At 69.3% G+C, this 25,004-nt stretch carries 21 protein-coding genes and 2 pseudogenes; 4 read left to right on the top strand and 19 right to left on the bottom strand.

What is annotated here, in order from left to right:
• Positions 1 to 69: 69 nt before the first annotated feature.
• The 3 genes and pseudogenes from PV646_RS16205 to PV646_RS16195 form a co-directional block, all read right to left on the bottom strand.
• Positions 70 to 303: a proprotein convertase P-domain-containing protein gene (locus PV646_RS16205; RefSeq protein ID WP_500345017.1), complete on the bottom strand. Its 234-nt coding sequence runs from the start codon at positions 301 to 303 to the stop codon at positions 70 to 72.
• A 111-nt stretch (positions 304 to 414) separates the two neighbouring features.
• Positions 415 to 1,896 (bottom strand): annotated as a pseudogene (locus PV646_RS16200) (M28 family peptidase); the annotation flags it as partial.
• Positions 1,897 to 1,926: 30 nt separating this feature from the next.
• Positions 1,927 to 2,145, bottom strand: a pseudogene (locus PV646_RS16195) (proprotein convertase P-domain-containing protein); the annotation flags it as partial.
• A 401-nt stretch (positions 2,146 to 2,546) separates the two neighbouring features.
• On the opposite strand from PV646_RS16195, the gene PV646_RS16190 reads away from it, so the two are divergent.
• Complete coding sequence (locus PV646_RS16190; protein ID WP_500342598.1) at positions 2,547 to 3,410, top strand: hypothetical protein; 864 nt, start codon at positions 2,547 to 2,549, stop codon at positions 3,408 to 3,410.
• Positions 3,411 to 3,444: 34 nt separating this feature from the next.
• Here the strand turns inward: PV646_RS16190 and PV646_RS16185 are convergent, their stop codons facing one another.
• The 3 genes from PV646_RS16185 to PV646_RS16175 all read right to left on the bottom strand — a co-directional run bounded on the left by PV646_RS16185 (position 3,445) and on the right by PV646_RS16175 (position 7,653).
• Positions 3,445 to 5,499, bottom strand: a complete 2,055-nt coding sequence (locus PV646_RS16185) for a fibronectin type III domain-containing protein (protein WP_500342596.1) — start codon at positions 5,497 to 5,499, stop codon at positions 3,445 to 3,447.
• Between the two features lie 77 nt (positions 5,500 to 5,576).
• Positions 5,577 to 6,863, bottom strand: a complete 1,287-nt coding sequence (locus PV646_RS16180; protein WP_500342594.1) for an MFS transporter — start codon at positions 6,861 to 6,863, stop codon at positions 5,577 to 5,579.
• Positions 6,864 to 7,233: 370 nt separating this feature from the next.
• Positions 7,234 to 7,653 (bottom strand): pyridoxamine 5'-phosphate oxidase family protein, encoded by a 420-nt coding sequence (locus PV646_RS16175; protein ID WP_500342592.1) that lies wholly within the window; start codon positions 7,651 to 7,653, stop codon positions 7,234 to 7,236.
• A 204-nt stretch (positions 7,654 to 7,857) separates the two neighbouring features.
• Between PV646_RS16175 and PV646_RS16170 the strand changes: the two genes are divergently transcribed.
• Entirely contained in the window at positions 7,858 to 8,475 is a 618-nt protein-coding gene (locus tag PV646_RS16170) for a class I SAM-dependent DNA methyltransferase (protein WP_500342591.1), read from the top strand.
• Here the strand turns inward: PV646_RS16170 and purU are convergent.
• The 5 genes from purU to PV646_RS16145 are packed head-to-tail and all read right to left on the bottom strand — an operon-like array spanning position 8,472 to position 14,237.
• Entirely contained in the window at positions 8,472 to 9,314 is an 843-nt protein-coding gene (gene purU, locus PV646_RS16165) for a formyltetrahydrofolate deformylase (RefSeq protein ID WP_500342589.1), read from the bottom strand. The two genes, PV646_RS16170 and purU, sit on opposite strands and share 4 nt — an antisense overlap.
• Positions 9,314 to 9,892 carry a sarcosine oxidase subunit gamma gene (locus tag PV646_RS16160; RefSeq protein WP_500342587.1) on the bottom strand — a complete coding sequence of 193 codons (579 nt, stop codon included), beginning with the start codon at positions 9,890 to 9,892 and terminating at the stop codon, positions 9,314 to 9,316. Before PV646_RS16160 ends, purU begins: the two co-directional genes overlap by 1 nt.
• Positions 9,882 to 12,719 (bottom strand): 2Fe-2S iron-sulfur cluster-binding protein, encoded by a 2,838-nt coding sequence (locus PV646_RS16155; RefSeq protein ID WP_500342586.1) that lies wholly within the window; start codon positions 12,717 to 12,719, stop codon positions 9,882 to 9,884. Before PV646_RS16155 ends, PV646_RS16160 begins: the two co-directional genes overlap by 11 nt.
• Positions 12,716 to 12,997 (bottom strand): sarcosine oxidase subunit delta, encoded by a 282-nt coding sequence (locus PV646_RS16150; RefSeq protein ID WP_382445240.1) that lies wholly within the window; start codon positions 12,995 to 12,997, stop codon positions 12,716 to 12,718. The genes PV646_RS16155 and PV646_RS16150 overlap by 4 nt, the downstream gene beginning before the upstream one ends.
• 10 nt (positions 12,998 to 13,007) lie before the next feature.
• Entirely contained in the window at positions 13,008 to 14,237 is a 1,230-nt protein-coding gene (locus PV646_RS16145) for a sarcosine oxidase subunit beta family protein (protein ID WP_500342583.1), read from the bottom strand.
• A gap of 68 nt (positions 14,238 to 14,305) precedes the next feature.
• Between PV646_RS16145 and PV646_RS16140 the strand changes: the two genes are divergently transcribed.
• The gene (locus tag PV646_RS16140) at positions 14,306 to 14,965 is read left to right on the top strand and encodes a GntR family transcriptional regulator (RefSeq protein ID WP_500342581.1); all 660 of its coding nucleotides are present in this window, start codon (positions 14,306 to 14,308) and stop codon (positions 14,963 to 14,965) included.
• Here PV646_RS16140 and PV646_RS16135 read toward each other — a convergent pair.
• From PV646_RS16135 to PV646_RS16105, 7 genes are all read right to left on the bottom strand, one after another.
• The gene (locus PV646_RS16135; protein ID WP_500342579.1) at positions 14,912 to 16,534 is read right to left on the bottom strand and encodes a BCCT family transporter; all 1,623 of its coding nucleotides are present in this window, start codon (positions 16,532 to 16,534) and stop codon (positions 14,912 to 14,914) included. The two genes, PV646_RS16140 and PV646_RS16135, sit on opposite strands and share 54 nt — an antisense overlap.
• Positions 16,535 to 16,554: 20 nt before the next feature.
• A complete protein-coding gene (locus PV646_RS16130; RefSeq protein ID WP_500342577.1) occupies positions 16,555 to 17,685 on the bottom strand; it encodes an aromatic ring-hydroxylating oxygenase subunit alpha in 1,131 nt (376 codons plus the stop codon).
• A gap of 20 nt (positions 17,686 to 17,705) precedes the next feature.
• On the bottom strand, positions 17,706 to 17,999 hold the full coding sequence (locus tag PV646_RS16125; protein WP_500342576.1) for a hypothetical protein: 294 nt from the start codon (positions 17,997 to 17,999) through the stop codon (positions 17,706 to 17,708).
• The gene (locus PV646_RS16120) at positions 17,996 to 20,443 is read right to left on the bottom strand and encodes a GcvT family protein (RefSeq protein WP_500342574.1); all 2,448 of its coding nucleotides are present in this window, start codon (positions 20,441 to 20,443) and stop codon (positions 17,996 to 17,998) included. Before PV646_RS16120 ends, PV646_RS16125 begins: the two co-directional genes overlap by 4 nt.
• Positions 20,440 to 21,525, bottom strand: a complete 1,086-nt coding sequence (locus tag PV646_RS16115; RefSeq protein ID WP_500342572.1) for an S-(hydroxymethyl)mycothiol dehydrogenase — start codon at positions 21,523 to 21,525, stop codon at positions 20,440 to 20,442. Before PV646_RS16115 ends, PV646_RS16120 begins: the two co-directional genes overlap by 4 nt.
• A gap of 14 nt (positions 21,526 to 21,539) precedes the next feature.
• A complete protein-coding gene (gene glyA, locus PV646_RS16110; protein WP_500342571.1) occupies positions 21,540 to 22,820 on the bottom strand; it encodes a serine hydroxymethyltransferase in 1,281 nt (426 codons plus the stop codon).
• 182 nt (positions 22,821 to 23,002) lie between these two features.
• Positions 23,003 to 23,785: an IclR family transcriptional regulator gene (locus PV646_RS16105; protein WP_500342569.1), complete on the bottom strand. Its 783-nt coding sequence runs from the start codon at positions 23,783 to 23,785 to the stop codon at positions 23,003 to 23,005.
• A gap of 119 nt (positions 23,786 to 23,904) precedes the next feature.
• Between PV646_RS16105 and PV646_RS16100 the strand changes: the two genes are divergently transcribed.
• Positions 23,905 to 24,222, top strand: a complete 318-nt coding sequence (locus PV646_RS16100; protein ID WP_500342568.1) for a bifunctional 3-phenylpropionate/cinnamic acid dioxygenase ferredoxin subunit — start codon at positions 23,905 to 23,907, stop codon at positions 24,220 to 24,222.
• On the opposite strand, the gene PV646_RS16095 is transcribed toward PV646_RS16100, so the two are convergent.
• Positions 24,223 to 24,981, bottom strand: coding sequence for an SDR family oxidoreductase (locus PV646_RS16095; protein WP_500342567.1), 759 nt, complete (start codon positions 24,979 to 24,981; stop codon positions 24,223 to 24,225).
• Positions 24,982 to 25,004: the final 23 nt, after the last annotated feature.

Raw genomic sequence — 25,004 nt, 5'->3', positions numbered from 1 at the left:
GTCGCCGGAAAAGTGGCCTCTCAGAATACCCAGTCAAGGCATAAACCAAGAGGCCACTCTCGATACCGGCTACGGCGCGAGGTTGATGCCCCACGTGTCGATCGAGCCGACATCGGACGCCGCGAGGTCACGGACACGGAGCTTCCACGTGCCGTTGGCGCCCTCGCCCGCCACGTTGGCCGTGTAGGTGCGGTCGATGTTGTCCGCGGAACCACCCGTGCGGTTGTGCAGCGTGTACGACGAGCCGTCCGGTGCGATCAGGGCCACCGTCAGGTCACCGATGTACGGGTGCACGATCCGCACCGTGACCACGGAACTGGCGGACGGTGTGGAGGCGCAACCGGAGATCACGACGTCGCTGTCGACCGCGACGCCCGCGTCCGGGATGGCGACGTCGTTCGGGTTCGTGCCGCTGCAACTGCCGCCACCGCCGCCCGTGACGGTCAGCGAGTAACCGGCCGTGCGGGTGCTCGTACCCGCCGCGGTGATCGTCACCGAGTAGGTGCCCGGCGCGACGGACGCCGTGGTGCTGATCGTCAGCGTCGAGTTCGATCCCGTTTGGACGGACGCCGGGCTGAACGAAGCCGTTGCGCCGGACGGAAGTCCGGACGCGGACAGCGTGACGGTCTGCGGGTCGCCGCTCACCGTCGCGGTGCCGACCGTGGCCGAGACCGACGAGCCCGCCGCCACCGAACCGGACGCCGGCGAGACCGACACGGAGAAGTCCGCGCCCGGCGTACCGGTGCCGACGGCCGACTTCCACACGGTGTAGGCGATGCCGTCGACCGCGCGGTTGAGGTGCGTGTCGCTGATGTTCGCCGTCGTGTCGCAGGAGGCGTGGTAGCAGGGGTCGAACGCGGCACCCGAGGTACCGCCCCACTTCGTCGCCTGCGCCGCGGTCTTGCGGGCGCTCGCGCCCATCGCGTAGCCCGAGGCGGGGATGCCCGCGTTGGTGAAGGACGCGTCGTCGGAACGGTTGCGGCCCTCGGTGTTCTCCTCCGGCTGCAGGCCCAGGGAGTCCCAGTACGCCTTCATGTGCGTGGACTGCGCCGAGGTGATGTTGTTGATGAAGTAGCCGCCGTTGGTCGAGCCCACCATGTCGAAGTTGTGGTAGGTCTTGATCTTCGTGCGCTCGGCGGACGGGAGCTGCGAGACGTAGAAGCGCGAGCCGTTGAGGCCCTGCTCCTCGTCGGTCCACCAGCCGAAGCGGACCTTGTTCAGCATCGACGGGTTGCGCTGGGCGAGCACGAGCGCGGTCTCCAGCAACGCCGACGAGCCCGAGCCGTTGTCGTTGATGCCGGGGCCCGCGGACACACCGTCGAGGTGGGCGCCGAACATGTAGACGTTGTTCGCGTTGCCGCCGGGCCACTCCGCGATGACGTTCGGACCGGCACCGCTGGTGCAGCCCGAGGTGCACGGCTGCTCGGTGACCGAGTAGCCGGCCGCGGTGAGCTTGTCCTTCACGTACGTCACGGACGCGCGGTAGCCGGCCGAGGTCGAACGCCGGTTGCCGCCGTTCTGCGAGGCGATCGTGCCGAACGCGGTCAGGTGCGCCTTGACGGCGTTGATGTCGATGTCCGGGATCTGCGGGCCGGTGCCGCCGGTGACCGTCAGCGTGTAGGTCGCGGTCTTGGTCGTCGTGCCCGCGGCCCGGACGGTGATCGGGTAGGTGCCCGAGGAGATCGACGCCGTCGTGCTGATCGACAGCGTGGAGTTCGAACCGGACGTGACCGAGGCCGGATTGAACGACGCCGTCGCCCCGGAGGGCAGGCCCGTGGCGGTCAGCGCCAGGGTCTGCGCCTGGCCCGCCGTGGTCTGGGTCTGCACGGTGGTCGAGGCCGACGAGCCCGCCGCCACGGAACCGGAGGCCGGCGACACGGCGACGGAGAAGTCGTTGGCCGGAGTGGAGCCCCCGAGGTTCAGCGACCAGGTGTCGATGCGGCCGGTGTCGTTGTTCGCGTTGTCGTTGACGCGCAGCTTCCACGTGCCGTTCGACGTCTCGCCGGACAGGTCGACCGTGTAGGTCTGGTCGATGTTGTCCGCGGAACCGCCGGAGCGGTTGTGCAGGACGTAGGCGGAGCCGTCCGGGGCCACGAGGGAGACCTGGAGGTCGCCGATGTAGGTGTGGACGATCTTCACCGGCACCGTGGCGGTGGCGGAGGGAGCCGACGGGCAGTCCGAGATGACGAGGGGCGACTCGACGGTCTGGTTGTCGCCGATCGCCACGTCGGTGTCGCTGGTGCCGGAGCACCCGGCGGCCAGGGCGGGCGCGCCGCTCGCAGGGAGAGCGAGCGCGGCCGTCGTGACAGCCACCAGTGCCGTGGCGAGCAAGGATCTTCTTCTTCGCACTTCCGGGCTCCTTCGCAGGGCTGCAGGGTCACGCGACGGTAGCTGTCGGAGCCCCCGCCCACACCCGGCCTTTCGGATGGTTGTCGTCCCGATCGACGTGCGGCGATCCTCCGATGTCCGTTTTCACTTTTAAGTCCCGGCTTCCGTTGCGCCATCAGAGGGATAGCGTCGGAGCACCCCGCCGGAAGGAGACATCGATGTCGGTCCCGCTGCCCGGCTTCGCCGAGAGCCTGCGGTCGGCCGTCGCCGCCCGGGGCCTGTCGCTGGAACGGATCCGCGACCACCTCGCCCGTCGCGGGGTGTCGGTGAGCCTCGCGACGCTGAGCTACTGGCAGACGGGCCGCAGTCGTCCGGAACGCCGTGCGTCGCTCACGGCCGTCGCCCATCTGGAAGAGGTGCTGGCACTGGAACCCGGTGCGCTGTCCGCGTTGCTCGGGCCCGCGTTGCGCGGCGGTCGCCTGCAGAGCAGCATCAGCGCGTTCTGGCCGGTGCCGTCGGTGATAGACGACGTTGTCGGCGGGGTCGACACCCGGTGGGACTCGCGGCTGACCCGGATCAGCCAGCACGACCGCGTGACGGTCGGGTCCGACCGCGGCGAGCGGTCCTTCCTGTCGCGGCAGGTGTTGCGGGCCGAGGAGGACGGTCCGGACCGCTGGGTCGTGATCCTGCACCTCGACGAGCACGACCGGGCACTGCCGGTGATCACGCCGCTGCACAACTGCCGGCTCGGGCGGGTGGTGACGCGGCCCGCCGACGGGCTGCTGGTGGCGGAGTTGCTCTTCCGGGCGCCGTTGCGGCGCGGGCAGACCGTGATCACCGAGCACGAACTGGTGAACCAGGCGCCGCATCCGTTGGCCACCAACTACTCCCGCAAGTTCCGGCGGCCGGTGCACGAGTACGTCCTGGAGGTCGTGTTCGACACTCCGCCCCGGACGTGCCGGCGGGTGGTGCAGGACGCGGACGGGGTGCTGCAGACGTTCGGGGCGCCGGTGGACGGGTCGGTGCTGGGGGTGGCCCTGAAGTTCGGGCCGGGCTCCTACGGGTTCGAGTGGACCTGGTGAGCGGGGATCGCCCACCAGGTCCACCCCTTTCCTCCTAGACCGTGAGCGACCAACTGCTCAGGACACCGGTGTCACCGGGACCGTTGTCCCCGATGCGCAGCGTCCAGGTGCCGCTCGCGGTCTCCCCTGCACCAGGGACCACGGAGAACGTCTTGCCCGCCGGGAACGGGTGGCAGCTGTAACCGCCGCCCGGCGTGCGCATCAGCGGGTAGGTGCGGCCGCTGGGCGCGACGAGCGTGACGTTCAGGTCTTCCAGACAGGTGTGGGTGGCGTCCACCTTGACCGTGATGGGGTTCTTGGCGGAGCCGGTGGCGGTGGATCGCACCGCGCTGATCGCCACCTGGTAGTCACGGATCGGGTAGTCCGTGTCGTTCGTGAACGTGCGTCCGCCGGTGTTTCCGGACGTACGCGCGCTGACCTCAGCCGACAGCTTCGACTGGTTTCCGGCCGCGTCCACCGCACGGACCGAGAACGTGTACGCGGTGTCGGCGTTGAGTCCGGTCACGGTCGCGGCGGTGCCCGTGACCGTCGTGGCGACCGTGCTGCCGTTGAGCACCTCATAGCCAGTGACGCCGACGTTGTCCGTTGAGGCGTCCCAGGCCAGCGAGACGCTCGACGCCGTGACGCCGGTCGAGCGCAGGTTGTTCGGCGCGGTCGGCGCTTCGGAGTCCGCGGTGCCCGGCTGGGTGCGGGCGGTCACGGCGGCGCTGGCGGCGGAGGTGTTGCCGGCGGCGTCCTTGGCCTTGATGGTGAACGTGTAGTCGTTGTCCGCCTTGAGTCCGCTGATGGTCGCGGTGGTGCCCGTGACCGTGGTGGCGAGCGTGCCGCCGTTGTAGACGTCGTATCCGGTCACCGCGACGTTGTCCGTCGAGGCGTCCCACGCGAGCGAAACGCTGGACGCGGTGGTGCCGGTCGAACGCGCGTTGGCCGGGGCGCTCGGCGCGGTGGTGTCGCCGGAGCCGGTCACCAGCGTGAGGTTCCACTTCCGCAGGGCCTCGTTGACCGGCTGGAAGATCGACAGGTCGCCGTCCTGGGTCGGGTTCTGCACGCACTGCGACGGGCCGCCGTCGTGCAGGCCCACCGCCTTGTCGCCGAGCAGCCACGCACCGCCGGAGTCGCCGCCCTTGGAGCACGCGGTCGTCCAGGTGAGCCCCTCGATCACCAGGCCGCCGCCGTAGTCCACGGCCTTGTTCGTGTACTTGACCTCGCCGCACTGCCACTTCGAGGTGTTGCCGGAGTGGCAGACGCGGTCGCCGACCATCGCCTCGGCCGAGCCGGTGACGGTGATCGCGGGCGAGCCGTAGGTGTTGACCGCGGCGGACAGGTTCCAGCCGGACTCGGTCACCGCGACCACGCCCATGTCACCCTCGCGGGCGTTCACGCTGCGGGTGCCGCCGACGTTCGACGTGCCGAGCCTGTTCTGCTGGCTGATCTGCCCGTACGCGGCCTGGTTCGCGTCGTTGGTGCAGTGCCCGGCGGTCAGGAAGTGCTTGCCGCCGTTGGCATCGGTCGCCGCGAACCCGACCGAGCAGTACGTCTCCGACCCCGGCCACCACGGGCTGCCGGCCTGCACGGTGCCGGCCTGCTGCCGTTGCTGCGACTGGGTCTCGGCGATGTGGACACCGTCGCCGAGCGCGCGCACCTTCTCCAGGAACCGTTCGGTGGCTTCGGTCTTGCGCGTGGTGTTGACCGTGACGTCGACCTGGTTGTCGCGCACGTCGACACCCCAGCTGAACACGCCGGGAACGCCGTCACCGATCAGCTTCTTCACGTCGGCGAGCAGCTTGTCCAGGTCGGCGGCGCTGCGGCGCACGACAACGGCGTTGGCGCCCTGGGCGCGGGCTTGCCAGGCCGCGTTCTCGGACGGGACCGCGAGCGTGAGCTTGCCCGCCGACGCGTCGAACCAGTGTCCGGCGAGCTGGCCGCGCAGGTCCGCCGACAGGCTCTGGAACCGCTGGTGCGCCTCGTCCTGTTGCTGCTGGGCGCTGACGTCCGGCTGGCCGGCGGCCGCGCTCGGAACGGCCGTGAACGCACCGATCGCCATGACCGATCCGCACGCGGCAGCGATTATTTTGCTGCGCATTCGCATGAGTGGAACTCCTTCAAAGGCAGGGTGGGGAAACGGTATTCCGGCCTGCCTCGAAGGCGCATTGTTTAACTGTTCAGTCAGCGCGGCCAGCGCACGTGGTCGTCGTTGATGCGGAACTCGTGGGAGTGCGTCCACACAACTCCCGCGGCGTCACAATGTTCGTGTTCGACGACTTCCGGGTCACGTGTGGGCCAGAACTTCACAGCGATCACCGCGGCACCGGCGGTCACCGCGCCGAGGACGAGAAAGGCCGTCGCAGTGCCCTCGGAGGTAGCCACCCAGCCGGCGAGCGGGTAGCAGAGCAACCAGCAGGCGTGGGACAGCGCGAAGTCCGCGGCGAACAACGCCGGGCGGTCGGCCGGATCCGCCGAGCGACGCAGGAGACGCGCGCCCGGGGTGAGTGCCAGTGAGCACCCGGCACCGATCAAAGCCCACAAGACCAGCAAGGTCTGCCAATGCCCGGCGAACACCGTCCCGGCCGCGAGCACGACCACGAGCAGGATCGATGCGCGCAGCACCACCACTCGATCCGCGAACCGGTCGAGCAGAGCCGGAAGCGCGAGTGCCGCGACGAGCGACCCCATCCCGTTGGCGGCCAAGGCGATGGCGACGTCGGACGCGTCACGGCCAAGCCCGTCCCGCACGTGCGCGACGGTGTTCACGAACACCATCGACCCCGCTGCCGCCGCGGCCAGGTGGACGGCGAGCAACCCGCGCAGCCGCGGGGTGGCGAGGTAGATGCGGATGCCCCGGGTGGTCGCGTCATACCAGCTGCCTTTGCGCGGCAACGGTTTCGGGCGCGGCAACACCACCGAGAGAACCAGCAGGGCCGACGCCGCGAACCCGAGCGCGGTGCCGAGGAAGAGCTCGTGGAAGCTCACCAACGCCAGTGCCGCGGCGGCGAGCGCGGGACTGAGCAGGCTCTCCAGGTCGTAGGCAGTGCGGGACAACGTGATCGCGCGGGTGTAGTCGCGTTCGCCGGGCAGGACGTCCGGGATGGTCGCCTGGAACAACGGCGTGAACGCGGCGGATCCGGCCTGCAGCAGGAAGATGAGCACGTAGACCTGCCACACCTCGTCCACCCACGGCAGCATCGCGGCGACCACGACACGGACGAGATCCAGCGCGATCAGCACCGCGCGGCGAGGCAGCGCGCCGAGCAGTGCCGTGGCGATCGGCGCGACCGTGACGTACGCGATCATCTTGATCGCCAGCGCCGTGCCGAGCACCGCGCCCGCTCGCGGTCCGGCGAGGTCGTAGGCGAGCAGGCCGAGCGCGACGGTCGCCAGTCCCGTTCCGGTCAGCGCCACGACCTGGGCGCCGAACAGATTCCGGTAGACCGGATCGCGCAGCACGGAAATCACGGCGGAACTATAAGCACTAGAACAGGTTTGCGTCGACGGTGCAACAGCACGCCATTGGCAACTGCACGGTGTTCGCATTAGGTCCTGTGTCGAAGTCCGGTTCGATGAGAGTCGCGCCTGAGGTGGTTCCTGGTGGTGCTGCCGAATGGCGCGCGTACCGGTGTTGTACGTGGGTCGTTCGGCCGTGCTGCCAGGGGCCGCCTCAGGCCCGGCTATCGCGGATCGGACTTCGACACAGGACCTAATTCACCGAGGTGTTAAATCCTCCGGTGGACCGGCGTGCTGGTCCTGCATCTCGGGTGCGGGAGGTGGTCGTGACTCGTCGACCGAGCGTGTTCGTCCGGCCGCGAGCCGCCGCGGAACTGACGGCTCAGTAGACGAACCGGCGCACCTCGTCCGGCTGGATGACGAGACGGACCTGGTCCACACCGAGGATCTCGGCGAGGTCATCGACGCGGGACGGGTCATCGGCGTCCCAGTAGCGGGCAGCCAGGCGTTCGGCCAGTTCGTGCGCTCCGTCGATCTCCACCGTGACGTGGCCGGAGACCGCCAGCCAGCGCTCGCGCTCCCCCACGGGTGCGGCGACGACGATCGAGGCGCGGGGATCACGGCGCAGGCGGCGGACCTTCAGCGAGTTCGGGTCGGTGAACAGCTGGATCGTCCCTTCGGCCGTGGCCTCGAACCACACCGGACGCGGCTGCGCCGGCACCGGCCCTGCCGCGACGGACAGGAACCCGTACAGCGGGCGGCTCAGGAACTCCAGGTCCTCGGTGGTCAGCGAATCGCTCATGAGTCCGATTGAACACGGCCGGACCAGGGCCGGCACATGTGCGAGGATCCGCGCCGCCTGTCCGATCGTCTGGTGGCGCGGCTCGGAACGTCGCCGCGCGAGTTCGCGGTCAGACGGGTGCATCGGCGCGATGTCGCGAGGTGCCCCCGACGCTCCCATCTGGAGCTGTTCGCGGTCGAACCCAAGTCCTGACAAGCTTCCGTCGTGACAGAAACGTCCGAGCTCGACGGCACCCCCTACGACTCCGTCGCGCCCCTCTACGCCGAACTCTTCAGCGACATGCTCGACACCAGACCACTCGAACGCGCGATGCTGTCCGCGTTCGCCGAGTTCGTGCACGGCCCGGTCGCCGACCTCGGCTGCGGCCCCGGCCACCTCACCGCGCACCTGCACTCGCTGGGGCTGGACGTGTTCGGGCTCGACCTCTCCCCCGCGATGATCGCCCTGGCTCGGGAGGCTCATCCGGACCTGAGGTTCGAGGTGGGGTCGATGACCGCACTCGATCTCGAAGACGGGGTCCTGGGCGGGATTCTGGCGTTCTACTCGGTCATCCACATGTCTCCGCGCGATCTGCCCGCGGTGTTCGCCGAGTTCTTCCGCGTGCTCGAGCCCGAAGGCCATCTGCTGCTCGGGTTCTACGCGGGTGACGACCCGGAGCCGCAGGAGTTCGACCACAAGGTGACGCCCGCGTACCGCTGGTCGCCCTCCGCCATGTCGGAGCTGGTGGGGAAGGCCGGTTTCACCGAGGTCGGCAGGCTGGTGCGGGAACCGCTCGAAGGCGAACGGTTCCTGCAGGCCCAGCTGATCATGCGCAAGAACTAGCGGAAGACCACCGTGCCGTTCCCGTTGAGCAGCACCCGGTGCTCGCAGTGCCAGCGCACGGCCCGTGACAACGCCAACGCCTCCGCGTCACGACCGGCGGCCGTCAGCGCACGCGGGTCGTAGGAGTGGTCGACGCGCAGCACCTCCTGCTCGATGATCGGCCCCTCGTCGAGGTCCGGGGTGACGTAGTGGGCCGTCGCGCCCACGTACTTCACCCCGCGGTCGTAGGCCTGGTGGTAGGGCTTGGCGCCCTTGAAGCCCGGCAGGAACGAGTGGTGGATGTTGATCACCCGGCCCGCGAGCTTCGCGCACAGGGCGTTCGACAGCACCTGCATGTACCGCGCCAGCACGACCAGGTCGGCCTGGTACTCCTCGACGAGCTCGATCAGGCGTTGCTCGGCCAGGTCCTTGGTGGCGGCGGTGTTCGGCACGTGCACGAAGTCCAGGCCCGCCGCCTCCGCCATCGGGCGCAGGTCCTCGTGGTTCGACACGACGGCGGCGATCTCGCCGCCCAGGCTGCCCGCGCGCCAGCGGAAGAGCAGGTCGTTCAGGCAATGGCCGGCCTTCGAGACCATCACAAGCAGGCGCGGCGGCCGTTCGTCGTGCAGCTCGAACTCCATCTGGAACTCCGTGGCCACCGCGGCGAACTCCCCGGCCAGGGAGTCCACCGTCGCGTCGGCGCAGGAGAACGCGGTGCGCAGGAACAGCTTGCCGCGCACGTCGTCGTCGAACTGCTGGTGCTGCACGATGTCACAGCCGTGGTCGACCAGGAACGACGTGACGGCGTGCACGATGCCCGCCCGCTCCGGGCAGTGCAGGGTCAGGGTGAACTGGGGCATCACGGCACCGCCAGGTATTCGGTGCAGGCGTCGGCGAGCCAGGCCGCGAAGTACTCGGCGAACGACGAGCGCACCAGGATCGTGATGGTGTCCTCGCCGGTCACCTGCAGGACGATCCCGGTCCTGGCGAGGAGTGTCTGCACGCAAGTGCCGACGGGAGCCGCAGCCGGGTGCAGGTCCACGGAACATCCGTGAGCCAGCACTTCTCGGCTTTGCGGCCCCTGAAGGACCACAGTCGTGCGCTGAGCCGAAGTGTCCACGACGGACCCTCCGGCAGTCCCGAGCGCGCCACGCAACACCTCCTCGATCGTGACCTGCAGGTCGGGCGAGGCCGTGACCAGGAACTCGTCCGGGCCGAGCCAGAGCACCTCGACGTCCCCGAATCGTCCGGTGCCGGAGCTGAAAGTGCAAGCGGCGGAAGGGAAATCCACACCGAGCGTGGCGCCCATCGCCGCGATGGCGTCCGGGTCGGACACGCGGACGGTGAGCTGCGAGCGGAACGGCACCTCGGCGGCGTCCAGCACGGGGGACAGTGCCGCCAGCCGGTCGCGCCAGGCAGCGAGGGGACTAACCGTCACGACGGGCTCCTTCCTTGTCGTACAGCACGGATTCGGTGACGGTGACCGGCACCAGTGAGTCCTCGACGGGCACGTAGAGCGTCTCGCCGATGCGTTCGTGGCCCGAGCGCACCAACGCCAGCGCGAACGTCCGGCCCAGGGCGGCGCTGGGGTAGCTGGACGTGACGTGGCCGAGCATGCGGACCGGCGGTTCGGGCAGCCGGTCGGTCTCGACGATCTGCGACCCCTCCGGCAGCAGCACGGCGGGATCGACGGGCAGGAGCCCCACCAGCTGCTTGCGGTCGGAGCGGTTGTTCTCGGCACGGGCGAACGAGCGCTTGCCGATGAAGTCGGGCTTCTTCTTCGACACCGCCCACGACATGCCCAGGTCCTGCGGTGTGACCGTCGCGTCGGTCTCCTGGCCGATGATCGGGTAGCCCTTCTCGGCGCGCAGCACGTGCATGGTCTCGGTGCCGTACGGCGTGATCCCGTACCGCTCCCCCGCCGCCATCAGCGCCTCCCACACGGCGAGGCCGTGCCAGGCGGTCACGTTGATCTCGTAGGCGAGCTCACCGGAGAAGCTGATCCGGCACACCCGCGCCGGCACTCCGGCGACCTCGGTGTCGTGCCAGGTCATGAACTCGAACGCCTCGTTCGAGACGTCAAGAGAAGGCGCCACCGCAGCGAGCACGTCGCGGGACTTCGGGCCCACCAACGGGATCGTGGCCCAGTGCTCGGTGACCGAGGTGCAGTGGACGTCGAGGTGCGGCCATTCCGTCTGCAGCCACTCCTCCATCCAGTCGAGGATCTTGGCGGCGTTGCCGGTGGTCGTGGTGACGATGTAGCGCTCCTCGCCGACCCTGATCACCGTGCCGTCGTCGATCACCATCCCGTCGACACCGCACATCACGCCGTAGCGGATCTTGCCGACCTTCAGGTTGCTCATCATGTTCGTGTAGAGCATGTCCAGGAACTTGCCGGCATCGCGGCCCTGCACGTCGATCTTGCCGAGCGTGGAGCCGTCCATCATGCCGACGCTTTCCCGCGTGGCACGGCATTCCCGCAGTACAGCGGCATGCAGGTCCTCACCTGGTCGCGGGTAGTACCAGGGTCGCCGCCACTGGCCGACGTTCTCGAACAACGCGCCGTGCGCCACGTGCCACGGGTGGATCGACGTGACGCGCACCGGGTCGTGCAGGTCGCCGCGATCACGTCCGGCCAGCGCGGCGAAGGAGATCGAGGTGTACGGCGGGCGGAAGGTCGTGGGCCGCTGTTCGGCCAGTTCCACGCCCAGCGCCTCGGCGACGATGCCGGCGGCGATCATGCCGGACGTCTTGCCCTGGTCGTGCGCGGTGCCGATGGTCGTGTAGCGCTTGATGTGCTCCAACGAGCGCAAGCCCGCGCCGGTCGCGCGCAGCACGTCCGCGACCGTCGAATCCCTTTGCAGGTCCACGAAACTCGCGTCGTCGTTGCCCGGGACGCGCCACAGCACCAGCCCGGACCGCGCGGTGCAACGGGAGTCGGAGGCGGGCAGCGGCACCTGACCACCCGAGGTGAACCCGGCGGCGGCAGCGGCCCGCGCACCGGCGTCGCGGCCCTGGCGGGTGCACGAGGTCAGGTCCAGTTCTCCGGTCGCCGAGCCCGCGACGCACACGGTGGACAGCTCCTCGCCCGGCACGAACGCGCCGAGTTCCGCGTCGTAGCGGAGCTTGCCGCGGGCCTGGCTGAAGAGGCTGACCACGGGGTTCCAGCCGCCGGAGACGAGAACGGTGTCGCACGCGACCGTGACGTCCGGCGAGGTGACGGCCAGCGGTGCGATCCGCACGCCGCTCACCCGGCCTTCGCCCTCGGTGCCGGCCACGACGTGCCCGGCCCGGACCTCGATCCCCCGCGCCGCGCACTCGGTGGCCAGCCGCGCGGGTGCCTCCGGCCGCGCGTCCACGATCATCGCGATGTCCACACCGGACTCGGCCAGGTCGATCGCCGCGCAGTACGCGCTGTCGTTGGTGGTGAACACGACCGCCCGCGAACCCGGCAGCACGCCGTAGCGGTGCAGGAACGTGCGGGCGGACGAGGCCAGCATGATCCCGGGCCGGTCGTTGTCGGCGAAGACCACCGGACGTTCGTGGGCGCCGGTGGCGAGCACGGTCTGCCGCGTCCTGATCCGCCAGACCCGCTGCCGCGCGACCGATGCGGGCGCCGCGAACCCGAGGTGGTCGGTGCGCTTCTGCAGCGCGAGCACGAACCCGTCCTGGTACATGCCGAACGCCGTCGTGCGCTCCAGCACCAGCACACCGGGCGTCGACCTCAGCTCCGCCACGATGTCCGCGACCCACTCGGCGGACGGCCGGTCGTCCAGGTACTCCTCCACGCCCAGCAACGCGCCGCCGGCCTGGTTCTGCTCGTCCACCAGCACCACGCGGGCACCGGCGCGGGCAGCGGTCAGCGCCGCCACCAGTCCGGCGGGCCCGGCGCCGACGACCAGCACGTCGCAGTGCTCGTGCTTCGCGTCGTACCGCGACGGGTCGGGTTCGGAGGAGAGGCGTCCCTGCCCGGCCAGGCCGCGTGCCTCCAGGCCGTCGTACAGCTCGACGGTCGTGGCGAGCAGCATCGGCTCCGAGAACGGCGCCTCGACCTGCACCAGCGAGGTCGGGTCCTCGGAGCCCGCCGCGACGATGCCGCGCGGCCGGCCGAGCTTCACGCTGCCGCCGATCTCGTGCACGCCGTTCGCCAGCAAGGCCGACGCGAGCGTGTCGCCGGGATGCCCGGTGTACTCGACGCCGTTGAAGGTGAAGCGCAGCAGGGTGTTCCGGTCGATCTCGCCACCGGTGTCAGTGCGGAAGGTCATGCGGTCACCTCGGGCATGGGCTCGCCCACGCGGTAGACGGCCAGCAGGTCGTGGGTGCGGGTGTCGCGGACGGCGTTGAACCAGCGCCGGCACCCGGCGTTGTGGCTCCAGCGCTCGGCGAACGGGCCGCTCGGGTTCTCGCGGAAGAACACGTACTGGGCCCACTCCTCGTCGCTCAGGGCCGACGGGTCCTCGGGGTACGCGACGTGGGCCTGGCCGCCGTAGTGGAACTCGGCTTCCTCACGCGGTCCGCACCACGGACACGGGATGAGTTGCATCGCAGGTCTCCTAGTGGGCCACGGCGGCGGCGCCGTGCTCGTCGACGAGAGCGCCCGTGGTGAAGCGCTCGAGGGTGAACGGCTCGTTGAACGGGTGCGGCTTGTCGTGGGCGATGGTGTGCGCGAAGCAGTCGCCGACACCGGGTGTGGCCTTGAAGCCCCCGGTTCCCCAGCCGCAGTTGAGGTACAGGCCGCCGACCGGCGTGAGACCCACGATCGGCGAGGCGTCCGGGCTGACGTCGACGATGCCCGCCCACGTCCGCAGCAGGTGCGCCCGCGCGAAGACGGGGAACAGCTCCAGCGCCGCCGACATCTGCTGCTCGATGATGTGGAACGAACCCCTTTGCCCGTAACCGTTGTAGCTGTCGATGCCCGCGCCCATCACCAGTTCGCCCTTGTGCGCCTGGGAGACGTAGACGTGCACGGCGTTCGACATCACGACGGTCGGGTGGACGGGTTCGAGCAGCTCGGATACCAGGGCCTGCAACGGGTGCGAGGCGATCGGCAACCGGAGGCCGACCATCTTCGCGAGCACCGAGCTGTGGCCTGCCGCGCACAACGCGACCTTCCCGGCGGCGATGCGCCCTCGACTGGTGTCCACGGCGGTGATCCGGCCACCCGACGTCTCCAGGCCGGTGACCTCGCAGTTCTGGATCAGGTCGACGCCCATCGCGTGCGCCGCCCGCGCGTAGCCCCACGCCACGTAGTCGTGCTTCGCGATGCCCGCGCGCGGCTGGTAGGTGGCGCCCAGCACCGGGTAGCGGACGTCCGGCGAGGTGTTGACGATCGGGCAGATCTCCTTGACCCCGGCCGGATCCACCCACTCCGCGTCGATGCCGTTGAGCCGGTTGGCGTTGACCCGGCGGACGCTGTCCCGCACGTCCTGCAGGCTGTGCGCCAGGTTCAGCACACCGCGCTGGTCGAACAGGATCGGGTAGCCGAGGTCCTCCTCCAGGCCCTCCCACAGCTTGAGCGAGTGCTCGTAGATGCCGGAGCTCTCGTCCCACAGGTAGTTCGACCGGATGATCGTGGTGTTGCGGGCCATGTTGCCGCCCGCGAGCCAGCCCTTCTCCAGCACCGCGACGTTCGTGATGCCGTGGACCTTCGCGAGGTAGTACGCGGTCGCGAGGCCGTGCCCACCGCCGCCGACGATCACGACGTCGTAGGAGGACTTGGGTTCCGGGTTGTCCCACAGGAAGTCCGGGTGCTCGGGCAGATGTGCTCCGGGCGGGCTGGTCATGACGACGCCTCCAGCGAAATCATCTGGTCGACTCCTGATATATCAGTCTGTGCGTTACAGTAGGTCACATGAACGCACGGGTCAACGACGAGCCCGCCTCCGTCTCACTCACCGAGCAGGCGTACGCGGTCCTGCGAGATCGCCTGGTCATGCTGGAGATCAAGCCCGGTGAGCCCATCAACGAGGAGCGGCTGCGCACCGAGCTCGGCGTCGGCCGCACCCCGATCCGCGAGGCGTTGAAAAGACTCGAGCAGGAACGGCTCGTCGTCGCCTTCCCGCGCCGCGGCACGTTCGCCACCGACGTGAACATCTCCGACCTCTCGCACATCTCCGAGGTGCGCAGGACCCTGGAACCCCTGGCCTCGGCAGCCGCAGCCGACCGCGCCACGCCCGCCGACCGGACCGCCCTGACCGAACTGCGCTCGCAGCTCGACACGGCGGCGCCGACGGGTGACAACACGGAACTGCTGCGCACCGACGTCGGCGTCCACCGCGCGATCTACGGGTGCGTGCACAACCCGTTCCTCGAGGACACGCTGATCTCCTACGACAACCTGGCCACCCGGATCTGGTGCGTCTTCCTGCCCCGGCTGTCCGGGATGGCCGGTCACGTCGACGAACACGTGCCCCTCCTCACCGCGATCATCGAAGGAGATGCGAAGAAGGCGAGCGAGCTAGCTTCGCAGCACGTCATCGGTTTCGAGCGCGCGATCCGGGCTCTCATCTAGGGCAGCGGCCCGGAAGAGCGGGTCACTGCGCAGGTCCTTCACCAGCGCCACGCACGCCACGACCATGACCACCCCGAACGGTGCGGCGGCGATGATCGTGAGGTTCTGCAACCCGGTCAGCGCGGTCGCGCCTCCCCCACCGACGAGCAGCATCACGGCCGCCACACCACCGGTCGCCACGCCCCAGAACACCACCAGCCGGCGATGCGGCTCGTGGGCCCCGCGCTGGGACAACGTGCCCATCACCAGGGATGCCGCGTCCGCGCCGGAGACGAAGAAGATCGCCACCAGCACCATCACGACCACACCCGCGACCGCGCCCAGCGGGAACTGGTCGAGCACCCCGAACAGCTGGGACTCGGGGTTCGCCGCGCCCGCGAGGTCGGTGCCGTCGCGCTGCAACGAGATCGCCGTGCCACCCATGATCGAGAACCACACCAGGCTCACCAGCGACGGCACCAGGATCACGCCCTTGACGAACTGCTTGATCGTGCGGCCACGCGAGATCCGCGCGATGAACATGCCGACGAACGGCGTCCACGAGATCCACCACGCCCAGTAGAAGATCGTCCAGCCGGAGAGCCAGGTCTCCATCTCGCTCCCGCCGGTCCCCGCCGAGCGCGAGATCATCTCGCCCATGTCCCGGAAGTAGTCGCCGACCGCGGCGGGCACCAGGTTCAGGATCAGCACCGTCGGCCCGACCACGAACACGAACACCGCCAGCACGACGGCCAGCACCATGTTGATGTTCGACAGCCACTGGATCCCCTTGGCCACACCGGACACCGCCGACGCCACGAACGCGACCGTCAGCACCGCGATGATGCCGATCAGCACGCCCACGCCGGGGTTCTCCCGCACGAAGCCGCCCGCCTTCAGCCCGCTGCCGATCTGCAGCGCGCCGAGACCGAGCGACGCCGCCGACCCGAACAGCGTCGCGAAGATCGCCAGCACGTCGATCAACCGTCCCAGCGGCTTCTCCGACACGTGGTCGCCGAACAGCGGGGCGAACATGGCGCTGATGAGCTGCTTGCGCCCCCGCCGGAACGTGCCGTAGGCGATGGCGAGGCCGACGACGGCGTAGATCGACCACGGGTGGATCGCCCAGTGGAACAACGAGGTGGCCATCGCGACGTCGATCGCCGCGCCCGTGCCGCCCTCGGCCGACCCCGGCGGTGGCTTCACGTAGTGCGCCAGCGGTTCCGCGACGCCGTAGAACATCAGGCCGATGCCCATGCCTGCGCTGAACATCATCGCGACCCACGAGACCGTCCGGAACTCCGGCTTCTCGCCGTCGCGGCCGAGCGGGATCCTCCCGTACTTGCTGAAGGCCAGGTACAGCGCGAAGATCACGAACCCGGTGGCCGCGGCCAGGAACGCCCAGCCGGTGTTGCGGATGACCCAGCCGAGCACCGCCTTGGAGACGGCGCTGAGGCTGTCCGTGCCGATGACGCCCCACGCCAGGAACGCGGTGGCGACGACCGCGGATACGGTGAACACGACTCGGTCGGTGTGGGATCTCTCGGTGGGTAAGAACGTCTGCTCGGGTTTGACGGACACTGCTACCACCTCTTCGTTGAGTTGGCCTGCTAAGCGGTCCCCTTGGTCAGCTTCTTCTGCACCCACTCGTGGAACTCACCGATGTGGTGCTCCGACGGCACCAGCACCCCGCCGGCGCGGTACGCACGCGACGACATGGCGGGCTGGCACCGTTCGCAGGCCTCGAAGTCCTGCTCGTTCACGCGGTGGAACAGCTCGACGGACCGCGACACGTCCTTGCCCGAAGCAACGACGTCCTTGGCGTAGAGCCAGTCGCACTCGACGATCGTGCGGTCGGCAGCCATCGGGTACATCCGGTGGATGATCACGTGGTCGGGCACGAGGTTGATGAACACCTGCGGCCGCACGGTGATCGCGTAGTAGCGGCGGTCCTGCTCGGAGTCCACTCCGGACAGGTTGTCGAACCCCTCGCTGCCGTCGATCGTGAAACCCTTGATCTCCTCGCCGAACACCGCGCCGTGCCCGACGTAGTACTGCGCGGCGTAGCCGTCCGCGAACTCCGGCAGGACCTCCGTGAGCTCGGGATGGATGGTCGCGCAGTGGTAGCACTCCATGAAGTTCTCGATGATGAGCTTCCAGTTGGCCTTGACGTCGTAGGTGATCCGGCGGCCCAGGTCGAGTTCGCTGACCTGGTAGTTGCCGATCGCGTCGAGGTTGCCCAGGCGCTCGCGGACGTCCTGCTGGACGGTCTCCTCGAACGACGCCGGCTCGGCCGCCAGCGAGATCCAGGCGTAGCCGAGCCACTCGCGCAGGTGCACGGTCTTCAGGCCGTACTCGACGCGATCGATGTCCGGCATCGACGTGAGGTTCGGCGCGGCGACAAGCTTGCCGTCGAGGCCGTAGGTCCAGGCGTGGTACGGGCACTGGAAGTTGCGCTTGACCGTGCCGGTCTCCTCGGTGCACAGCTTCGCGCCGCGGTGCCGGCAGATGTTGAGGAACGCGCGCAGCGAGCCGTCGCGGGCGCGGGTCACGAGCACGCTCTCGCGTCCGATCTGGACGGTCCGGAAGTTGCCCGCGTCGGGGAGGTCCGCCGAGCGAACCGCGCAGAACCACATCTCCTCGAAGATGTTCTGCTGTTCGAGCTCGAAGATCGCCGGGTCGGTGTAGGTGTGGCCGGGCAGCGTGGGGATCAGGCTGGACGGCAGTTCGGTCGCGGTCATGGTGGCTCCGTGAAGAGAAGTCAGAGGAGGAGAGATCGCGCGTCGATGCCGGCGCAGATCACCAGCAGCGGTGCGGCGTGGGTGCTCGACCGCGTCAGCACGCGGGCACCCGTTCCGGACGGCTCGACGTGGAAGTCGATCACCGTCTCCTCGAAGCGCAGGTCGGCGCCGGCCCGGAAGGCGTCGTCCGAGCTGGGCAGTTCGGCCTGCGACCGGCTGTCCAGCCCGAGCACGCGCAGCCCCCGCGCGGCGAGGCGGTGTGCGGCCGCCCCGCCGAGGTCGCCGAGCCCTATGACGATCACGTCGTGGGTCATGACCTGATCCGCGTCATCTTGGGGTCGAAGAGCGGTTCGGACGTCACGACGGTCTGGACGCGCTCACCGAAGTACTCGATCTCGACCTGTGTGCCCTCCCGGGCGATCTCGGCGGGAAGCCACGCGTAGGCGATGTTCTTGCCGATCGAGTACCCCCGCGCCGCGCTGGTGACGTACCCGACCGCCACACCACCGGCGAGCACCGGCTCGGAGCCCATCACGACCTGATGGTCGTCGTCGATGATCAGGCAGGTGAGCCTGCGGGCGGCGGTCTCCTCCGACTTGCCCTCCAGGGCCTGGCGGCCGTGGAAGTAGCCCTTGTTCATCCGCACCGCGAAGCCCAGCCCCGCCTCGAACGGGTCGTGCTCCGTGGTCACGTCGGTGCCCCACGAGCGGTAACCCTTCTCCAGCCGCATGCTGGTGAACGCGCTGCGCCCGGCGGCGATGACACCGTGCTGCTGCCCGGCTTCCCAGAGCGTGTCCCACAGACGACGTCCCATGTCGGCCGTCGTGTAGAGCTCCCAGCCGAGTTCGCCGACGTACGACAGGCGCATCGCGGTGACCGGCACCTCGCCGATGAACGCTTCCTGGGCCTTGAAGTAACCCATGGCCTCGTGCGAGAAGTCGGTCTTCGTCAACGGCTGCAACAACTTGCGCGCCAGAGGGCCCCACAGGCCGATGCAGCAGGTGCCGGGCGTGATGTCCTTGATGTGCACACCGCCGTTGGGTGGCATGCGCCGGCGCAGCCAGTCGAGGTCGAGCGGGCCGTTCGCGCCGACCTGGAACCGGTTCTCGCCGAGCCGGGCGATGGTCAGGTCGCTGCGCACTCCCCCGTCCTCGTTGAGCAGCAACGTGTAGACCACCGCGCCCGGCTTGCGGTCGAGCTGGTTGGTGGTCATGGTCTGCAGGAACGTCAACGCCTCCGGGCCGCTGACCTCCAGGCGCTTCAACGCGGTCATGTCGAACATCGCGACCCGTTTGCGCGCCACCAGTGCCTCGGCACCGGCGATCGGCGACCAGAACCGCGACGCCCACTCGTTGCGTGCCGGGATCTCCGCGACCTCGGGCAACGAGGCGTTGGCCTCGTACCAGTGCGGCCGCTCCCAGCCCGACGCCTCCAGGAACACCGCGCCGAGTTCCCGCTGCCGCTCGTAGAACGGGCTGGTGCGCAACGGACGTGGGTTCTCGGCGGGCTGCAACGGGTGCAGGATGTCGTAGACCTCGACGAACGCCCGGCAGCTGCGTTCGTGCACGTAACCGGGCGAGCGCTGGACGTCCTCGAACCGGTTGAGGTCGCAGCCGTGCAGATCGATGCCGGGCTGACCGTCGACCAGCCACTCGGCCATCGCCTTCGCGACACCGGCCGAGTGCGTGATCCACACGGCCTCGGCGACCCAGAACCCCTGCAGGCCGGGGTGTTCACCGAGCAGCGGGTTGCCGTCCGCGGTGAACGAGAAGAGGCCGTTGACGCCTTCTTCGACCTTCGAGTCGCCCAACGCGGGCAGCAGGTCGACGGCGGCGTCCCAGGAGGTCTCGAAGTCCTCGGGGGTGAACGCCATCTCGGACGGCATGGTCGGCGCCACGTCGAAGTCGAGGATGTCGTCCGCCGAGATCGGCATGGGCCGGTGCCCGTACGCGCCGATGCCGACGCGGTCGACGTGCTCGCGGAAGTACAGGTCGGCGTCCTGGTGGCGCAGCAACGGCTTCGACATCTCGGACAGCTCGGTGTTGACGCCCTTCAACACCTGCAGGGGCGCCGTTTTCGCGTACTGGTGCGCCATCGGGACGAGTGGGATGTCGAGGTCGACCATGCGGCCGATCCGCGGGCCCCACATGCCGACGCACGACACGACGACGTCGGCCGGGAACGTGTCGTTCTCGGTGACGACGGCCTTCACGCGGCGGCCGTTGCGTTCGATGCCGGTGACCTTGTGGTGCGCCAGGAACTTCGCGCCGCGGTCCATGGCCCGGCGCGCCTGGGCTTCGGCGGCGCGCAGTGGCTTGGCGATGCCGTCGCTCGGGATGTGGAAGCCGCCGAGGATCTTCGAGGGATCGAGCAACGGGTGCAGTCGCGCGCATTCCTCCGGATCGCGCAGGAAGCTCTCGACGCCCCACGCCGTCGCCCAGCCGTGGCGGCGCTTGATGTCGGTCCAGCGTTCCGGCGTGGTGGCGACCTCCAGCCCGCCGAGCTGCTGGAAGCACCACTTGTCGTCCATCGTCAGCGCCGTGTACTTCTCGACGGTGTACTTGGCGAACGACGTCATCGTCTTGCAGCCGGTGGTCTGGAAGACCAGGCCCGGCGCGTGCGAGCTGGAGCCGCCGGTGGCGAACAGCGGTCCCTGTTCGAGCACGGTGACGTTGGTCCAGCCCCGCGCGGTCAGTTCGTCGGCGATCGCGCACCCGACGATGCCCGCGCCGATCAGCACGACTCTCGGCTGGTTCACAGGACCACCACCGAACGGAGGACCCGGCCGTGGTGCATGTCCTCGAACGCCTTCTCGACGTCGCCCAGCCCGATCGTCTCCGAGACGAACGCGCCGAGGTCGAGCCGGCCCTGCAGGTAGAGGTCGATGAGCATCGGGAAGTCGCGTGACGGCAGGCAGTCGCCGTACCAGGACGACTTCACCGCGCCACCGCGCGAGAACACGTCGATCAACGGGAGTTCGAGCTTCATGTCCGGTGTCGGCACGCCGACCAGCACGGCGAGACCGGCGTGGTCACGGGCGTAGAAGGCCTGCTGGAACGTCTCGGGCCGGCCGACCGCGTCGATCACGACGTCGGCTCCGTTGCCCTCGGTGAGCTCGCGGATCGCCTCCACGACGTCCTTCTCCCGGGCGTTGATCGTGTGCGTGGCACCGAACCGCTCGGCCCATCGCAGTTTCGTGTCGTCCAGGTCGACCGCGATGATCGCGCGCGCACCGGCGATCCGGGCACCCGCGATGGCCGCGTCCCCGACGCCACCGCAGCCGAGCACGGCCACGCTGTCGCCGCGGGTGACGCCGCCGGTGTTGATCGCGGCGCCGATGCCCGCCATCACGCCGCAGCCGAGCAGGCCCGCGACCTCCGCCGGTGCCTTGGGGTTCACCTTCGTGCACTGTCCGGAGTGGACCAGAGTCTTCTCCGCGAACGCGCCGATGCCCAGCGCGGGCGACAGCGGGGTGCCGTCCTGCAACGTCATGGGCTGGCAGGCGTTGTGGGTGTTGAAGCAGTACTGCGGACGCCCACGCAGGCAGGAGCGGCACGACCCGCACACCGCGCGCCAGTTCAGGATCACGAAGTCACCGGGATCGAGGTCGGTCACGCCCTCGCCGACGGCCTCGACGACGCCCGCCGCCTCGTGCCCGAGCAGGAACGGGAACTCGTCGTTGATCCCGCCCTCCCGGTAGTGCAGGTCGGTGTGGCAGACCCCGCAGGCCTGCACCTTCACCAGCGCCTCGCCGGGGCCGGGGTCCGGCACGAGGATGGTCTCGACCGAGACCTTGGCCCCACGCCCCCTGGCCACGACACCGTTCACCGCATGTGCCACTTCGAGTGCTCCTGTCAGAGGTGGGGGTAGAGGGGGTGCTTCGCGGCCAGGCCGTCGACACGGGCGACCAGGTCGCCCTCGTCGAAGCCCGGTTGGAGTGCGGCGGCGATGATGTCGGCGACCTCGGTGAAGTCGCCGGCGGTGAAGCCGCGGGTGGCGAGCGCGGGGGTGCCGATCCGCAGACCGGACGTGACCATCGGCGGACGTGGGTCGAACGGGACGGCGTTGCGGTTGACCGTGATCCCGATGCGGTGCAGACGGTCCTCGGCCTGCTTGCCGTCCAGTGAGGACTCGACGAGGTCCACCAGCACCAGGTGCACGTCGGTGCCGCCGGACAGGACCTTCACCCCGGCCGCGGCGCAGTCGGGCAGCGAGAGACGTTCGGCGAGGATGCGCGCGCCTTCGAGGACGCGCTGCTGACGTTCGCGGAACTCACTCCCCGCCGCGACCTTGAACGCGACGGCCTTGGCCGCGATGACGTGCTGCAGCGGCCCGCCCTGCTGGCCGGGGAACACGGTGGAGTCGACCTTCTTGGCCAGCTCCCGGGTCGAGAGGATCACGCCGCCGCGCGGACCGCCGAGGGTCTTGTGGGTGGTGGTCGTGACGAGGTCGGCGAACGGGACGGGGCTCGGGTGCAGGCCCGCCGCGACGAGACCGGCGAAGTGCGCCATGTCGACCATGAGCTTGGCACCGGCGAGGTCGGCGATGCGGCGGAACTCGGCGAAGTCGAGCTGCCTCGGGTAGGCCGACCAGCCCGCGATGATCAGCTTCGGCCGGGACTCGACCGCCAGCCGTTCGACCTCGGCCATGTCGACGCGGCCGGACTCGCGGTCCACGTGGTAGGCCACGACGTTGTAGAGGCGACCGGAGAAGTTGATCCGCATGCCGTGCGTCAGGTGGCCGCCGTGCGCGAGGTCGAGGCCCATGATCGTGTCGCCGGGCTGCAGCACGGCCGCCATCGCCGCCGCGTTCGCCTGGGCGCCGGAGTGCGGCTGGACGTTCGCGTGCTCGGCGCCGAACAAGGCCTTCACCCGCTCGATCGCCAGCGCCTCGATCACGTCGACGTGCTCGCACCCGCCGTAGTAGCGGCGTCCGGGATACCCCTCGGCGTACTTGTTGGTCAGCACCGACCCCTGCGCCTGCAGCACTCCGACCGGCGCGAAGTTCTCCGAGGCGATCATCTCCAGCGTCGACTGCTGGCGGTGCAACTCGAGCCGGATCTCGGCCGCGACCTCGGGGTCGAGCTCGTCGAGGTCCTGGTCCAGAACTGTGGTGGTGGGAACGGAGAGTGACAACGGGCCAACCCTTCCGAGCGAGTTCCGCAATACGCAACGAGGTTCGCATTATGCAACTGCAGCGCGCATCACGGTGCGACCCGGAAGAGCCGTTGTCAAGCCCTTGTCGCACGGACGGAGGCACCCGAAAACATGAAGAGCCCCCGGCCGCGACCGGGGGCTCTTCGTTTCGTGAAGGTCTTTCACAGCACGGAATGTCCCATTCGGGCCGAAAGGTCCCGGGACGCCACGCGCAGTTCCTCGACGATCTCGGGCATGCGCTTCTGCGAGAGCCGGTAGGCCGGGCCGGCGGCACTGATCGCCGCCACGACGTCGCCGTGAGAGTCGTAGACCGGCACCGCGACGGCGTGCAACCCGGCCTCCAGCTCCTCCACGCAGGTGGCGAACCCGTCCTCGGTGGTGCGCTCGAGCACGCACCGCAACTTCACGGGATCGGTGATCGTGCGCGGAGCGCACGACTCCAGGTCGCCCGACAGCAGGCGGTCCCGCTCGGCGACGGGCGCACCGGCGAGCAGGACCTTGCCGCTCGACGTGGCGTGCAGCGGCGTGCGCTGACCGACCCAGTTCTGCGCCGCCACCGCCGAACCTCCCCGTGCCTGACTCACGTTCAACGCGACACCGCCGTCGAGGATCGCGATGTTGACGGTCTCGCCGAGCCGGTCCGCGAGCTCCACGCAGACGGGCCCGCCGACCCGGCCGTAGTCGACCGGCCCGGTCACCGCGCCGGCGAAGCGGAGCATGCCGAGGCCGATCCGGAAAGGTCCGCGTTCGCCGTCCTGTTCGACCAGCTCACGGGCTTGCAACGTGTAGACGAGTCTGGACGCGGAGGACTTGTGCACACCGAGCTCGGCGGCGATCTCGGTGATCCCGGCTTCCCCGTTGCGGGCCAGCAGTTCGAGCACCGCCACCGCCCGATCGACCGATTGCACCAGCGCGGGGTCACGAGCCTCACCGTTGTTGCTCATCACGCAACACTATCCGACTGGCGCAACCAAACGGCTCCTTGACGATGTCCCTGATCCTGAGCCATTCTGCAGTTGCGTATCGCACACCCAGTTCCGTAATACGCAACGGAGGGTTTCTGATGATCACCGCATGCGCCGTGGACCAACTCCCCGAGGGCGAGTCCTTGCGCATTCCCGGCGACCCCGCCATCGCGGTCTTCCACTCGGAGGGCGAGTTCTACGCGATCGACGACACCTGCAGCCACCAGGACGCGTCCCTGTCCGAGGGCTGGCTGGAGGGGTGCTTCGTCGAGTGCCCGCTGCACGCCGCCCTGTTCGACCTGCGCACCGGCATGCCGACGTGCCTGCCGGCCAAGAAGGCCGTGCGCACGTACCCGGTCGTGGTGCAGGACGGCGTGATCTACGTGGACACCGGCAGCCGCGAAGCCGTGGCCTGATCACAACGCGGCGAGCAGCGCCTCCATCCGCTGCTCCAGGTGTGGCCGGACGTCGTAGCCGGTGAAGATCCACGGCGCGCGCCTCGCCATCCCCGCCAGCACCATCTCCCCCACCTCGTCGACGCTCGGCCCGCTCCTGAGGAACTCCTCGACGGCGGGCACGAACTCCTCCCGCAACGCCACATCGGCGCTCGACGCCCTGGTGTTCGCGACGATGTCCGTGTCGACCGGCCCCGGGCACAGCACGCTGACGTCGATGCCGTGCCCGCTCACGTTGAGGCGCAACGACTCCGAGAGGCCGACGACGGCGAACTTGGCCGTCGTGTACAGCACGTTCGGGTCGGACACGAGCCCCGCCGCCGACGCGGTGTTCACGACGTAGCCGCTGCCGCGTTCGATCATGCCCGGCAGGAACGCCTGGATCCCGTTGATCACGCCGGTCAGGTTCACCGCCAGGGCCAGGTCCCACTTCTCATGGGTCAACTCGGTGACCACGGCGTGCGGCACGATGCCGGCGTTGTTGAACAACAGGTCCACCGGCCCCACCCGCCCGGCGACCTCCTCGAACCCCTCCCGGTCGCGCACGTCCAGCAGATAGGTCTCCGCGCCCAGTTCCCCGGCCGCCCGCTCCAGCGCGGGCGGGTCGACGTCGGCGAGCGCGAGACGTGCGCCGCGCCCGGCCAGAGCCCGCGCGATGCCCAGGCCGATCCCTCTGGCACCCCCGGTGATGAACGCGGTCGAACCCGCCCAATCCTGCATCACGCCACTCCTCTGTGTTGATC

This window comes from Streptomyces sp. ID05-26A, from assembly GCF_033794685.1.
GTDB lineage: Bacteria > Actinomycetota > Actinomycetes > Mycobacteriales > Pseudonocardiaceae > Lentzea.
This window is presented reverse-complemented; position numbering and strand designations above follow the sequence as displayed.

Excerpts from the sequence above, each read along its gene's own strand:
- PV646_RS16190 (WP_500342598.1), top strand. The coding sequence starts at position 2,547 with ATGTCGGTCCCGCTGCCCGGCTTCGCCGAGAGCCTGCGGTCGGCCGTC.
- PV646_RS16175 (WP_500342592.1), bottom strand. The coding sequence starts at position 7,653 with ATGAGCGATTCGCTGACCACCGAGGACCTGGAGTTCCTGAGCCGCCCG.
- PV646_RS16145 (WP_500342583.1), bottom strand. The coding sequence starts at position 14,237 with ATGACCAGCCCGCCCGGAGCACATCTGCCCGAGCACCCGGACTTCCTG.
- PV646_RS16100 (WP_500342568.1), top strand. The coding sequence starts at position 23,905 with ATGATCACCGCATGCGCCGTGGACCAACTCCCCGAGGGCGAGTCCTTG.
- PV646_RS16140 (WP_500342581.1), top strand. The coding sequence starts at position 14,306 with ATGAACGCACGGGTCAACGACGAGCCCGCCTCCGTCTCACTCACCGAG.
- purU (WP_500342589.1), bottom strand. The coding sequence starts at position 9,314 with ATGCCCCAGTTCACCCTGACCCTGCACTGCCCGGAGCGGGCGGGCATC.
- PV646_RS16185 (WP_500342596.1), bottom strand. The coding sequence starts at position 5,499 with ATGCGAATGCGCAGCAAAATAATCGCTGCCGCGTGCGGATCGGTCATG.
- PV646_RS16095 (WP_500342567.1), bottom strand. The coding sequence starts at position 24,981 with ATGCAGGATTGGGCGGGTTCGACCGCGTTCATCACCGGGGGTGCCAGA.
- PV646_RS16130 (WP_500342577.1), bottom strand. The coding sequence starts at position 17,685 with ATGACCGCGACCGAACTGCCGTCCAGCCTGATCCCCACGCTGCCCGGC.
- PV646_RS16105 (WP_500342569.1), bottom strand. The coding sequence starts at position 23,785 with ATGAGCAACAACGGTGAGGCTCGTGACCCCGCGCTGGTGCAATCGGTC.
- PV646_RS16150 (WP_382445240.1), bottom strand. The coding sequence starts at position 12,997 with ATGCAACTCATCCCGTGTCCGTGGTGCGGACCGCGTGAGGAAGCCGAG.
- PV646_RS16155 (WP_500342586.1), bottom strand. The coding sequence starts at position 12,719 with ATGACCTTCCGCACTGACACCGGTGGCGAGATCGACCGGAACACCCTG.
- PV646_RS16125 (WP_500342576.1), bottom strand. The coding sequence starts at position 17,999 with ATGACCCACGACGTGATCGTCATAGGGCTCGGCGACCTCGGCGGGGCG.